Origin of the sequence: Amycolatopsis albidoflavus, assembly GCF_039525725.1 — a bacterium.
Classification (GTDB): Bacteria; Actinomycetota; Actinomycetes; order Mycobacteriales; family Pseudonocardiaceae; genus Amycolatopsis; species Amycolatopsis albidoflava.
The window spans coordinates 442,012-455,981 of the sequence record NZ_BAAAHV010000015.1 but is presented as its reverse complement, the minus strand read 5'-3'; the positions used below and the strand labels follow the sequence as shown (position 1 = coordinate 455,981).

Here is a 13,970-nt window from a genome sequence, read left to right as displayed (position 1 = left end):
TGGCAGTACATGATGCGGGACGGGAAATTCGACCTGTCTCGGGTGCTGCATCAGTCGGTGCGGTCTCAAACGGGCCGGCAGGTCGCGACGGTGTTCTTTTCGCCGGAGAACACGACCAGACAGCAACAGCAGGCGGTGGGAGGGTTCGCGGGCGGCCTTTTCCCGGCGAAGTCCTACACCGTCGCGATGCCCCGGGACGAGGAGACCGGCGGGTTCTCGCTATGGGTCCGCGCTGGCCGGGATGCCGACGGCGGCCAAGGCCACCGGCGGATCGCACTGGACGCGCGCGGATGGGCGCATGTCGTGCTTGCGTTGAAGGCGAACGCCGCGCGCTTCGGGGAAGCACCGAACATCGTGGCGCTGACCTGTTTGACGAGCGACGACCAGTTGGAGGAGCTGCGGTCGGCGTCGAGCCAGGCAGGACTGCACGCACTGCTGCACGCGCCGACATCGCGGGCAGCGACCCGGCCGGACGGGCTCCAGCTGGAGGGCGACGGCTCGATGCGTGCGATATCGGCCGACGGCGAGATCACGGCCTCGAAGGTGCGTTACGCCTGGTCGAACTATACCGGCCCGTTCGACGCCGGCCCCGGGATCGTGTTCCACGACAACGACGGCAGCGACAACGACTACACCAGCAGCGACGGCAACAGCCAGGTCGGCCCGCTCCCGGCCGCATCCGGCACAGGGACAGCTCCGGCGGTGCGGCCGGGGACGGCAGCAGGCGCACCCGGGGCAGATCCTGCCGGACCATCGGAGGGCGCTGGTGCCGGACGACCGCAGGGCAAGCGCAAGGGCAAGGGCAAGGCGGTTGCGGGGCCTAGCGGAGGGACCGGTTTGCCGGTGCGGGGGAAGCGACCTGCGGGGGAGGCGGAGCTTCCGGTGTCGCCGCGTGCGGTGAAGCGGGGTTCGGTCCGGGCGGCGGATGCGGGGCCGTCGGCACCGGCAGCGTCGTCGTCGGGGGGCGGTGCGGGAGAGCCGGGGCAGGGCGGGTCGTCGGGTGCGCGGCCGGTGGTGGAGCGGTTGGACCAGGGGCGGGTGCGGACGACGTTCCCGGACGAGGGGATGGAGATGACCGTGCACCGGTTGAGGCCGGAGCCGGGGATGGACGACAAGTTCCTGTTCTGCGATCCGGATGATCCGGACCGGCCGTATGCGCCGTATGCGGGGCCGGACGGGAAGCTGCATCCGCTGGTGCGGGAGCGGGCGGGGGAGATCAAGGCGCGGGTGGCAGGGGGGCGTTCGGCGGTGAAGGGGATCGTGAAAGCCGACGACGGTCGGCTGCCGAACGTGAAGGACAAGCGGATCGACGAGTGGTTGAAGGCGATCGGGCGGGATGTGGCGGCGGAGGTGCGGCGGACGACGCTGGGCGTGCCGGCGGCGCAGGCGCGGGTGGAGGTGGGGCCGTTGGAGGCGAAGCACCTGCGCGAGCACGAGGGTGGGCTGGAGAAGGAGCTGGGGTTGTTCCTGGCGCGGCCGGCGGGCGGGGGGCGTTCGCGCCGGTACGGGTTGACGAACGGGCGGATTCTGGGGGTCTACCGGGGTTCGGTGGTGAGGACTCCGCAGGAGGCGGCGCGGTTCGCGGCGCGCTATCCGGGGTCGCGCTCGTACCGGATGGACGTGTCGGCGCGCGGCGGGCCGTCGTACACGTTCCGGGCGGAGGGGGCGGCGAGTTCGGTCGGGTTCGCGAACACGGTGTATGTGCGGGAGACGGGCAAGCAGGATTGGTCGGAGATCAATGCGGTGTGGCTGACGTGTGTGGTGGACATGCCGGACGTGGCGACCGGGGGGATGCGGCAGGAGACGGTGGCGGCGCTGGTGGCGTTGGACAGCGCGTTCGATCCGGAGCTGAATCCGTTCGGGATTGTGTGGGCGGAGTACGGGGAGGATTTCCCGATGCCCGAGGCGCCGGAGCACCCGATGGTGAAGTCCGAGCCGGACGAGGGTACGGAACTGGGGTTGCTGCCAGACGCGTCGCCGATCGCAGGCCCGGACAGCAGCGACGGCAGCGACGCGGAGTCCGAGAACAACAGCCTGGGGTCGCTGCCGGACGCGCCGCCGATGGCCGGGCCGGACAGCGGCGAGGGCAGCGACGCGGAGTTCGGGAACAACAGCGAATCGGAGGGCGAGGGCGGCCGCGGCGAGCCGGGCGGTGCGGGGCGGGCGGGTGATTCGGCCGGGCGGGACACCGGGAATGGCACGGACGCCGGGCCGGGACAGGCCGGCCCGGCGTCCGGCCGCGGCGGGAAGCGCCGGAAGAAAGTCTCGGACGCGGACGTGGACGACTGGATCAGGACGCACCGGGGCCCGGACGGGAGGCTGCCCACCAGTGCGGCGGTGGCAGCCGCGCAGGGTATCCGCAGGTCGAGAGCCGTCGAACGATTGAACGAGGCCGTGGAGGAGTTGGGGGCGGCCCGGCGCAGACGGTACAAGCCGGTGCCGGCTGCGGACGTGGACGAGTGGATCAGAACCTATTACCGGAATAACGAGAAGCTGCCCACGATAAGCAAGGTCCGGGAAACCCTGCACATCGACAAGAACAAGGTGGGGGAGCGCTTGGATGTTATCGCGGAGGAATTGGGGGTGGTCCGGCGCAGACGGCACGAGCCGGTGGCGATTGAGGAGGTGGACGAGTGGATCAGAACCTATTACCGGAATAACCGGAAGCTGCCCACGGGGCGCGAGGTCCAGGACGCGCTGCACATGGACGTGGGAAAGGCCGGGAAGCGCTTGAATGTTCTCGCGCCGGAGCTGGGGGTGGCCCGAGTCGCACCGCAGAAGGCGATGCCGGTCGAGGAAGCGGTCGCGTGGATCGACGCCTTTTACCGCGACAACGGGCGCCTCCCCAGCGAGCGCGAAGCCCAGCCCGAGCTGCACATGGACACCCGCAGGATCAGGAAACTGTTGATAGAGGCAGGGGTCCGGCTGAAGGTGGTGCTGCCGGTGCGCGGCAGGCGTCCGGGGAGGAAGAAGGGCGTTGCGGCCGGTTCGCCGGGCGGTGTCGCGGGTGCTGTGGGTGCGGTGTCGGGTTCGGGCGGGAGCGGGGCGTTGCCGGAGGTGTTGCCAGTGGCGGCGCCGGGCAGTGACGACGCGGTGTCGGAGGCGGGCAGTGCGATCGTGGCGGACGAGGGCCCGCGGCTGGACAAGGGGAAGGGCAAGGCGGTCGAGTCGCCGGAGGAGACGGGGGCGTCTGGCGGTGCGCTGGCCGGTCCGGAGTCTGGGGACTGGGTCGGGCCCGGATCCGAAGTGGAGAGTGATTCGGAGGGTGTTTCGGGCAGCGATTCCGGTAGTGATTCGGAGGGTGTTTCGGGCAGCGATTCCGGTAGTGATTCGGAGGGCGATTCGGGCAGCGACTCGGGCGGTGCGGTGGCGGTGGACACGGCGGGGCGACGGGTGCTCCCGCCGGACGAGACGGTGCGCGACTGGATCCGGCGCAACCACGTGCCGGGCGAGCCGCTGCCCAGCCAGTCAGCGATCAGCAAAGCGACCGGGGCCAGCCGACTCCAGGCCCGCGACCTGCGGGCTGCCCTGGCGGACGAACTGGATACGCCCGAGGAGGGCTGGCGGCTGCGGATGGATGCCGATCGGGAAGTCCCGGACGCGGCGATCGACCGATGGATCAAGGACAATCGCACTCCGTCAGGGGGGCTGCCCGCCGTTGCGGCCGTTACGCGCGGGGTGCATGTCAGCAATGAACGGGCCATCAGCCGGTTGAACGCGGTGGCGGCGGAGCTGCAGGTGCGCCGGCAGCAGACTGGCGGCCTGACCTACACCGACCCCGACGTTGACGACTGGATCTGGGCCTATTACAGGAGACACGGGAAACTGCCCAGCCGGGACCACATACGGGAACAGCTCCACACCGGTACCGCCCGGGTCGGGCGGCGGTTGACGGCTGCGAAGGAGCGGTTGAAGGCGGCGAATGAGTCCGGGCTGGATGCGGTGCCGGGTGGTGGTTCGGAGGCCGTGCGGACTGGCGGGGTGGGCGGGTCCGGGCGCGGGGCGGGGTCGAGTGCGGCTGGGTCGGCTGGGCTGGGGTCGAGTGCAGCGGGGGTGGGGTCGGCGGTGGAGTCGTGGGAGGGGTTGGTGCGGGGCGACGGGGTGTTGGACGTTTCGGGGTTGTTGCGGGTGGACGTGGTGGACGGTGCGGGTGCGGTGCGGGGTGCGTTGTTCCCGCGGCCGGGGGAGGCGGCGGCGGCGCGGGCGGCGGTGGCGGGGTTCGCGGCGGGGCGTCCGTTGCCGGGGTGGGTGTTCTCGATGGGGATGCACCAGTCCACGGAGGGCGGGGTGTCGCGGTTCTCGTCGTGGCGGCTGGACGCGTCGGCGCGAGGGGGGTTCCGGGAGGTGCGGTGGGACGGGCAGGGGTGGTGGCGGTTGCAGGAGGCGGTGCGGGCCGAGGCGGGGTCGGTGGGGGTGTCGTGGCTGGTGGCGGCGACGTGTTCGGTGAGTTCGGGCGGGGTGTTGGAGGAGTTGCAGGAGGCGGCGGATGGGGCGGGTGGGGCGATTCGGGTGGCGGGTCCGGATGCGCTGGTGGCGTCGGAGGCGGGCGAGTGGTTGGTGGAGGAGGGGGGGTCGTTGCGGGAGGTGGGTCGGGACGGGGTGCCGGTGCGGTCGGGGCTGGCGTGGCCGGGGTCGCGTTCCGGGCCGGTGGGGACGGGGGCCGGGGTGGTCTGGGGCGGCCCGCCGGAGGAAAGCGCCGCGGCGGACGCGGACGGGGGCGGAGCGGCAGGCAGCCGGCGGACACAGCCCAAGGGCAAGGCGGTCGCGGAGCCGGGCGAGGAGAGCGGGTCCGATGCGGAGGACCCGCCGTTCGAGGTGGGGAACTGGGGCCTGCCGGAGGACGACCCGCTGGCAGGCTTGCCGGCGCGGTTGCCCGCGGAGACTTGGGACTCGCCGCCGGCGGAAGCAGAGCCGGGCAGGGATGAGGAGGCCGGCGAAGGTGGGGCGCGGAGCGGCGCCGGCAGTAAACGGAAGCGCTCCGGCAACGGCAGTCGGCATCAGGCGGAGGTGCCCAAGGCTGCAGCGGGCGTGCTGTGGAGGGGCACTGCCTCGCCCAACGCAGTGGACTTCTCTCTTTACATGAACGACAGGAAGGACAAGAACGGTTTCGCGGGTGTGATCAAGAACGTGGCGAAGAAGGCGCTCGAGAACTACCGCACCAGAGACGAGGCCGGGAAGGACGCCGAGAGGGAGGTGGCTCCGGTGCGCGGAGTGTTCCGCGGCTCGAATAGGGCTTTGTCCCACGGCGTCGTCAACGACTGGGGGGTGGCGTTCGAGCGGTGGATCGACCAGGAACTGGCGGAAGCGGGATCGGGGCTGGCAGCGGCCGATCTGCTGCTGGCGGTGGACCTGCAGATCGAGCGGGACGACAAGGCGTTCGGCAACGACGATCTGCCTCAGTTGCGGTTGGAGCTCGACGAAGGTCCGCGGCCGCGGGTGGCGGAATTGCGTGCGGCGCGGAGGGTGCCGGTGGAGCTGGCGGCGCGCGCCCAGACGTATCAGCTGGTGAAGTCGTCGTCGATGCGGGTGGTGCGGGCGGGGGAAGGCGCCATAGCCGACGCATTGGTTCGCGGCTTGGCGAAGCCGGGGCCGGTGGAGGTGGTCGTGAGGCGGCAAACGGCGCTTTCCCCGGCACAGGAGGCTGCGGTCCGGGGGCAGGTGCGGGCGTTGTTGCTGGAGGGGGCGGAGCGGGCGCTGGCGGCGGCGCGGGTGCGGGCGGAAAGGCGCGAGCCGGGCGCGGCGATCGCGGCCGCGGACTTGCCGACCGCGGAGCAGATCCTGCCCGAGATCGCTGTCAAGGCGGCATACGGACCCAAGAACACGGTGGCGGTGGTGTTCGGCGACCCTGGCGCGGAGGAGCTGCGGGCAGCGGCGGAGGCCGGTGCGGCCCGGCCGGTGCCGGTGCGGCCGGCGAACGGGGCGGAGGAGTTGTTCGCGGGGCTGACGGTGAATGACCTGGCGAAGGGCGGGTACGTGGCGGCGCGGGGGCCGCGGGCAATGTGGACGGCCGCCGCAGCGCCGACCAAGGCCGGGGCGGACGCGATGGCCGCGGGGCAGGCGCAGCCTGAGACGAAACCGCGGAAACCGCAGGCGGCGGTGACCGAGGCCGGAGCGGAGGCGATGGCCGAGAGGCAGGTGAAACGGCGGAAGCGGCCCGCGGCGCCGAGCACCGCCGGGCCGGCCGCTGCGGGGACCGGGCCGAGCGATGACGTGGCGGCGGTGTTCCCGGCGCCGGCGGAGGCACTGGCGGAATTGGACAAGGGGGCGGCTGAGGTAGCCGGGATCGTGATGGCGCGCCACGACGTGTCCGGGGACCTGAAGACCGAGCTGCCAGCGGTGGCCCTCGTGTTCCACACGGGCCAGAAGCCTGTCGGACAAGTCCATGACAGCTGGCGGGTGCTGGTCGAGCGAAAGATCGACGCGGCGCTGGCCGCGGCAGGGTCGCCGTTGCGGGTGTCGGGGGTGGGGCTGACCGTCGGACTGGCGAGCGTGGCGGACAAGAACCTCGCAGGCGGATGGGCGGAGTTGATGGTGGACCAGCGGCCGCGGGAGCGGCTGTCGCGGTTGCGGGCGGCGTCGTCTGCGGAGCTGACCATCATGAAGGACAGCCAGGCGCGGTTTACCGGATCGTCGCTGCGGCGGGTGGGGTGGGGTGCGGCGGGGGTGGTCGCGGCATCGTGGCTGGGCGGCGGGGCCGGGGCGGTGCGCGGTCCAGTGACGGTGACCGTCGACCGGATCACTCCGCTCGTGGAGGCGACGAGGACAACCGTGATGAAGCAGGTGCGGGAGGAGTTGCTGTGGGGTGCGGCGCTGGCGCTGGCGGTGGCGAGGGAGCGCGGGTGGCCGGCTGAGGCCCTCCCGTCGCCGGAAGAAGCGCTGCCCGAGGTGGCGGTTGTCGACAACCGCATCAAGAAAGGGCTGGGGAGCCAAAACAACGATTCGTTGCCGGCGCGAGTGCAGTTCGCGCAACCGGAGGGAGCGGGGGCGACGGCGGAGGCGGTGGAGGCGTTCCTCGCCGGGACAGAGTCGCGGATCGCCGGCCTGCTCGGCGAGGACGGAGAAGCGCGGCCGGGCAGGCGGTCGGTGCGGCGGGGCGACGCCCGGCAGGGGGGCGGCGTCCTGCGGGAGGCTCTGCCTGACGACGACGCGCAGGCGGCGATCGACGCGGCGGCGCAGAGATTCGGCGATGCGTTCGGCGATGCGTTCGACGAGGGGGCCGGTGAGGGGCCTTCGTCGAACGCGCGGTCGGGCATGGCGCACCAGCCGGGGTTCGTGACGGATCAGTGGACAGATGACTGGTTGGACGCGGCACCGCGGCAGACGGCCGGGGGGCCGGCGTCCGATCGGTTGCAGACTCTGCAGGACAGGACGCGCCGGCCAGCGGCTGGGGGCGAGGAACCGGCTCCCGGCAGGGCGGTGTCCGGGCAGGGAAAGGCCAAGGGCCAGTCGGGCGGCCCGGGCGGTGCTTCGTCCCAGTCGGTCTCGGGGCAGGACATGGTTCCGCCGGGCGGGCTGGGGTGGATGGGGCATGTGGCGGTGCCGGAGGACTTTGCGTGGGAAGGGCTGTCAGCGGCGACGCAGCGGCTGGTGGACGAGGCTCCGGGGTATGAGCGGGGGCGGGACGACAACCCGGCCGACGCGGCTGCTGCCGCGGCTGCTGCCCCCGGATGGCTGAACACCCGTGGGCGGCGCGGCGATCGGTCGGTGCAGCCGGATGTGCCGGTACTGCGGTCGGCATTCGAGGTGCGGCGGGTGTTGGCGGCGGAGGGGATGGGGTTGACGCATGTGACGCTGCGGTTGGACATCGGGCCGGTGTCGGGGGACGGGGCCGCGGAGCGGGCCGCGGAGTGGGCGGATCTGGTGCGGCGGGTGGATTGGCTGGTCAACCGGCAGGGGTTGTTGCTGTCCAACGGGGATGTGCTGGTGGTGCGGCCGGTACGGGTGGTGTCCCTGGTGGAGGCGGGCCAGGTGGTGGGAGCGGTGGAGGTGGAAGGCGGCGGCGGAAGAGGCGGCCGAGTGGTGCGGCGTGCGCATCACGAGGTGCGGTGGAGGGACGTGCAGGTGGCGTCGCAGACGGTGTGGCCGCTGGGGGCGGGGTGGGTGAAGGTGCACGAGCTGGGGCACATGCTGGGGTTGCCGCACAGCAAGGTCGCGGGGACGTTGATGGGACCGGACGTGGAGGCCGACGCGGACGGGGTGAAGCCGAGCGGGCTGCGGGTCGCCACGCGGGATCTGGACTTCTTGGAGCAAAACATCGGGGACGTCCCGATGTTTTCCCGTAGCAAGCGCGCGGGGCGAGAGGCGGAGAACGCGGCGCTGGCGACCCGGTACCCGGCGTCGGTGGCGTTGTTGGGGCGGCACCTCGCCGCGGCGCCGGACGGCGGCGGCGCGGCGGAGCGCGCGGAGTTCGCGCAGCGGTCGGCGGAGCTGGCGGCGTTGGGGGAAGGCGAAGGGTACCGAGGGAAGAGCCTGGGGTGGCTGGACGCGCGGTACCGCCGTGTCGATGCGCTGCTGACGACGGTACGGGCGGACCGGCGCGCGCGGATCGCCGCCATCGCGGCGACAGCGCGGCAGGCCGCGCTGAACGCGGAGTCCCCGGTGGTGTTTCACCCGGACGGGATCGTCGGCGGAGCCAGTTCGGATCCGGCCGTCCAGTTCGGATTCGAGGTCGAGGCCGAATTCGAGACGCCGGAGATGCTCGGCGACGACGAGTCCGTCTGGAGCGACGGGTCCGGCACCGACGTCGAGGTCCGCCTCGGAGAGCAGGCCGACGAATGGGTGGAATCGCTGCTGGGCGAATTGCGTGACGCCGGGCATGTCTCGGCCCGGCAGGACGGACTTCTCGAGCCGGGCAGCGCCTTCGACGACGACGAGGCATTGATCGCCGAAGCGCACGCCGAGGGCAAGTGGGTGGCGGTGCGGGAGGCCTCGTGCCCGTACGGCGTCGAGCTGACCTCAGCGATCCTGCGCCCGGGTCGGGACGTCGGGATCTGGCGGCAGATCGAGGAGGTCTTGCAGATTCTCCGAGACAGCGCGGGCGACGCCGGGGAAGTGGTGGCCAGCGTCCAATGTGGCGGGCATGTGAACGTGAGCCACGAGGGCCGGCCGTTGTCGGTGGCGGAAAAAGTGCGGCTGGCCCGGCTGAACAAGGCATTCGAGTCGGTGTTGTACCACCTGTTCAACCATCCTGACGGCTCGGTGCAGCGCAGCATGCACAACGTGGGGCCGAACCCGGTTCCTGTGGACCCGTCGATGGTGGATGCCGCCCAGGATGTCTGGCGACTGCTCAACCGGAACAAGTACGACGCGCTCAACTTCGGCAATCCGGAATCGCGCCACGACGACGTTCAGGAACAGCGCTCGTATCGCGAATACCGGGCGCCGGCCGGGGTCCTCTATCCCGCCGAGTTGCAGGCGCATGCCGAGGGCTGCGCTCTGCTGGAACTGGCGGCGAGAGACTCGTCGATCGACGGGGCGCTCGACCGGATGATGGCTGATCCGCTTCTGGTCGGGCGGGGCGCCGCGGGCTTGCGGGAGCTGCTGATGCTGCTGGAGTTGCTGCCGGTCAGCGAGCAGGCGCAGGAGCAGATCACGCAGCTGTTCATGTGGACCAGGCCGTGGGAGGACACCGGGGACAACGACCCCGACCGGCGGCTGACGACGCTCGGCCTGCCCTTCGGAGGCGTGTACTTCCCGCGGCCAGGGGAGTCGATCAGGGCGGCGGTATCGCAGGTTCGTGCGCTGCCGGCCTTCCAGCACCCGGACGGGTCCGGCGTGGACCTGGTGGCCGGGCGGGTGTCGCGCGAAGCCGGAGGGTTCGAGTTGGCCGACGGAGGAGTGCTGACAGACGCCGAGATCTACCAGCTGCTCCGCGACCGCGTCGTAACCGAACGCGCGGTGACGGCGGTGCTGGCCGCACGGGGTGCCGGCGCGCTGTGGCTGCACGGCCTGCTGAAGAACAACATGTTCCCGGTGTTCGCGACGCGGAGCGAGTGGTTCCTGCTGCCGGGCGGGCGGGTGCTGGCCGGCCGGGTCGTCCAGGGCCCTGCCGGGTCCCCGGTGATCGAGCCGGACCCGGAGGGCTGGCTGAGATACCCGGCTGTCACCGAGCCACGCGCCGTGGACGCGAACGGCGGCGTCGTCGGGCAGCCAACCGGTCTGGCCGACCTCGCCGAAGCACTGGCCCGGTACGGGTACCAGCAGGTCACGGACCCGTTCGCCGCGCAGGACGCGGCGTTGCGGAGGCAGCCGGTCACGAAGCCGCTGCGGCCGGGAGCGCGCGAACCGCAAGCACCAGCGGCGGGCCACGGCGAGGCGCGCCGGGAACCGGCCGGGAACCCGACGGAGCCGCGTTCCGAGAGACGCGAGCCCCGTGCTTTCGTCTCAGCGCCCAGGATCGGTCCGGCGGATCCGGGCGAGGGTGCGGCGGTGCCGGGCCGGGCCGAGGGGATTCCGGCGCTGCAGGTGCCGCCGGACGGATTCGGGCCGGTGCAGCAGTCGGCGTGGGCCGAACTGGTGCAAGCAGGAGTGCGGTCGGTGGCGGAGTTGCGCGAGCGTCTGGGGGCGGGGGGTTCGGGGCTGGACGAGCGGCAGGCGCGGACGGTGGTGGCGGAGTTCGCGCAGCGAGTGGCGGGGCTGGCGGGGGATGTGGGGCACCGGGCGGTGCTGGAGAACGCGGTGGAGCGTTATTCGGAAGCCGGGGCCACCGATCCGGCCGCCGATCTCGGCGGCGAATTGGTGATCCGGAGGTGGATCCAGGGCCAGTTGCCGGCTGATGGCGCGGAGGAGCGGGTGGGGCAGGCGCTGGCATTGCTCGGGCATCGGCCGCTCACCCAGGGCGAGCGCGAACAGGCGGCGGTGAAGATCGCCACCGCCGACGGCGAGGGCAATCTGACGGAAACGCCGCTGCCGGAGACACAGCAGCAGATGCTGGATTATCTGCTGGAACACGGGACGGCCGCCATGCGCGACATCAGCGCAGCCGTGCTGGGATCCACGGACTCCTCGGCGATGGACAAAGCCAGGTTTGCGCTGGGCTCTCGGCTGGCCGGCTACGACCTGGTCGTGAGGTCTTCCCCGCCTGGCAAGAAACCTGTCCTCTACACAGCCCTCGTGCCGCCGCTGGGCGGTGTGGTCTCGGGCGGGAAGTCTTGGAATTCCGTTGCGTCGACGGTGCTCGAGCACCTTGAGGCCGAACCCGGCCAGTGGCACACCGTCGCCGAGGTCGCGGGTACGGGGAACGCGACGGATCGGGTTCGTAACGCGTTGGAGGCGCTGGCCCGGAAGGGGTGGGCATCCAGGCAAGTCGGCGAGGACGGGCGTGTCCGGTATCAGCTTGTCCCGAAGGAGTCCAGGCCGGAGGCGAAGAGGGCAGGGAAGGGCGATGTCCTTCGGGCGATCGTGGCGTTTCTCGAGGCCGGGGAGAACCTGGGGAAGTGGTTCACCGTATCGGAGATCAGCAAGGGCACCGGCAAATCGCTTACGCCGGTACGCGAGGCCATGTCACAGCTTGTCAATGTGGAGGTCGGGGAGCGCACGGTCGGGCGCCCCACAAAGACGTTCCGGTCGAGTGCGGTGGGGCAGGTGCAGGTGCGGCCGGGCGTGGGCGACAAGCGCCGGGCGGAGGACTCGGAGGATGCGGGCGGTGCGAAGCGGATGCGGGGTGGTGTGACCGGTGTGGGGCGGGTGGTGTCGGGGTTGATGGATCCGGCGGCCGCGGTGTCGGAGGGCCGGGCGCGGGCGCTGGCGGAGCTGGCGGGGGAATTCGTCGCGGCGAGGGGCTCGGCGGCTGGGGCGTTGCCGACGTTGCGGGTGCGGGGGTATTTCGGTCCGCGGGAAATGAACAGCGGTGCCGGTGCGTATGAGGCGTCGGTGGTTGCGGCGTTGACGCGGGGGGTGAAGGACCGGCTGGCGGCTGCGGGGATGGACACGGATGCGCTGTCGGCGGCGGTGGCGGATGTGTTGGCGGGGTTGGACATGGAGCCGGTCGCGGTGAGTGCGGGGGACGCGCGGGCTGGGACGTTTGTGGCGTGGGCCGGTGGGGAGGAGCCGCCGGTGACGATGCCTCCGGACGGGGCCCCGGTCGTGGTGAGCTTGGACGATCTGGTGCGGGAGCGGGTGAATCCGGCGGAAATCAATGTGGTGGCGTTGCACAGCGGGGAGGGACAGTACGCGGTGGGGTTCCCGGCGCCGGGTCCGGTGGACGAGCGGTCGGTGCTGGAGGAGGCGTTCGAGCGGCGGGCGGAGCGGGGCCAGGCGGCCGGGCTGTGGGTGGTGCAGCATCACGGGGCGGATGGGTTGCGTGGGTGGTCGAAGGACGGGAGCCGGGAGTTCCGGCTGACGCCGGCGGCGGCGAAGCATTTGGCGTTGTCGGCCGTGCCGGCGGGGGTGCTGGCGCAGGGGTGGCCGGTGTGCTGGCTGATGTGCCGTCCGGAGGGCGGCGATGCGCGGGTACAGGCGCTGCACAACCTGTTCGCTGCCGAGGGTTTCGAGCTGAATGTTCCTTCTTCGCGCGGTGTGCAAGTTTCGCGGACCGGCGTGTTCACCGGGCTGGCCCCGGGCGCGGAGCCCGCCCCGGGCACGTTCGCGCTCGGCGACGACGCGCAATCCGGGCAGCGGCCGAGGAATCTGATGCCTGCCAGGACGAGCGAACCCGCTGCGTCCGGCTCGGCGTCTGGAACTGGCCAGGCTGCGGATCCGGGCGAGGGCCGGGCGGGATCGGGCACGGCCGAGGAGATCCCGGCGCTGGAGGTGCCGCCGGACGGGTTCGGGCCGGTTCAGCAGTTGGCGTGGGCGTTGCTGGTTTCGGGGGCGGGGTCGGTGGCGGGGCTGCACGCGGGTTTGGGCGCGGGGGTGAACGAGTGGTCAGTGCGGGAGGCGGTGGCGAAGTTCGCGCAGCGGGTGGCGGCTCTGGCGGCTGTTGAAGGGGATCCGGGGCAGGCGGCGGTGCTGAAGAGTGCGGCTGAGCGCTACGTGGCCGTCGGTGCCACGGGCCCGGACGTGGATCTGGGCGGCGAGCTGTTGTTCCGGCGGTGGGTACAGGGCCGGCTGCCGGCCGGCGGTGCGGACGAGCGAGTGGTGCAGGCGCTCGCGTTGCTGGGCCATCGCCCGCTGACGCCGGAGGAGCGCGAACGGGCAGTCGTGACGATCATGAACGTCGACGCCGACGGCAACCAGACGGAAACGCAGCTGGAGGACAAGGACCAGCAGATGCTGGATCACGTGCTGGACCACGGGACAGCCACCCGGCGTGACATCGCGTCAGCCGTACTGGGAGAGACGGACACGGCTGCCATCAACAAGACCAGGTCTGTGCTGGACAATCGGCTGGACAACGACTACCACCTGGTCGAGAAGACACAAGACGGCAAGAAACCTGTGATCTACACAGCCCGCGTGCCGCCGCCGGGCGGTGTCGTCTGGCGCGACGTGTCTCCGGCCGGCGTTTTGCCGAAGGTGCGTGCGCACCTTGAGGCCCACCCCGGCCGTGGGCACACCCTCACCGAGATGGCGGACGCGTTCAAAGTTTATCGCCGGGACTCGGTTCGCAAGGCGCTGGAGAAACTTGTCGAGACGGGCGTCGCGTCCAGGCGGGTCGAGGACGGGACAGTCCAGTACTGGCTTGTCCCGGAGGAGCTGAGGCCGGAGGCCGAGAAGGCCAAGAAGGCCAAGAAGGGAGATGTCCGCAGGGAGGTAGTGGAGTTTCTCGAGGCTGAGGAAAACCTGGGGAAGTTTTTCACTATCGCGGAGATCGGCAGGCATACCGAATTCGATGAAACGTCGGTGCGCTCGGTGACGCAGCGTGTCTCTGAGGTGGAGGAGGGGGAACCGAAGACGATCGCCTCCGGCCAGAAGGCGAAAACGTTCGGGATCAAGACGGCGGGGCATGCGCGGCTGAAGCCGGGCGCGGGCGGCAAGCGCCGGTTGGAGGGCGTAGAGGGCGGCGCGAAGCGGGCGCGGGGCGGTGTGGC

The 13,970-nt window shown here is 71.5% G+C and carries 1 protein-coding gene (running past both ends of the window); it reads left to right on the top strand.

Every position in this 13,970-nt window falls within one protein-coding gene, locus ABD156_RS26120, for a WXG100-like domain-containing protein, read on the top strand. The gene is 90,228 nt long; 14,625 of those nucleotides lie to the left of the window and 61,633 to its right, leaving coding positions 14,626-28,595 in view (codon 4,876, complete, through codon 9,532, partial); the first codon wholly inside the window starts at nucleotide 1. Both the start codon and the stop codon lie outside the window.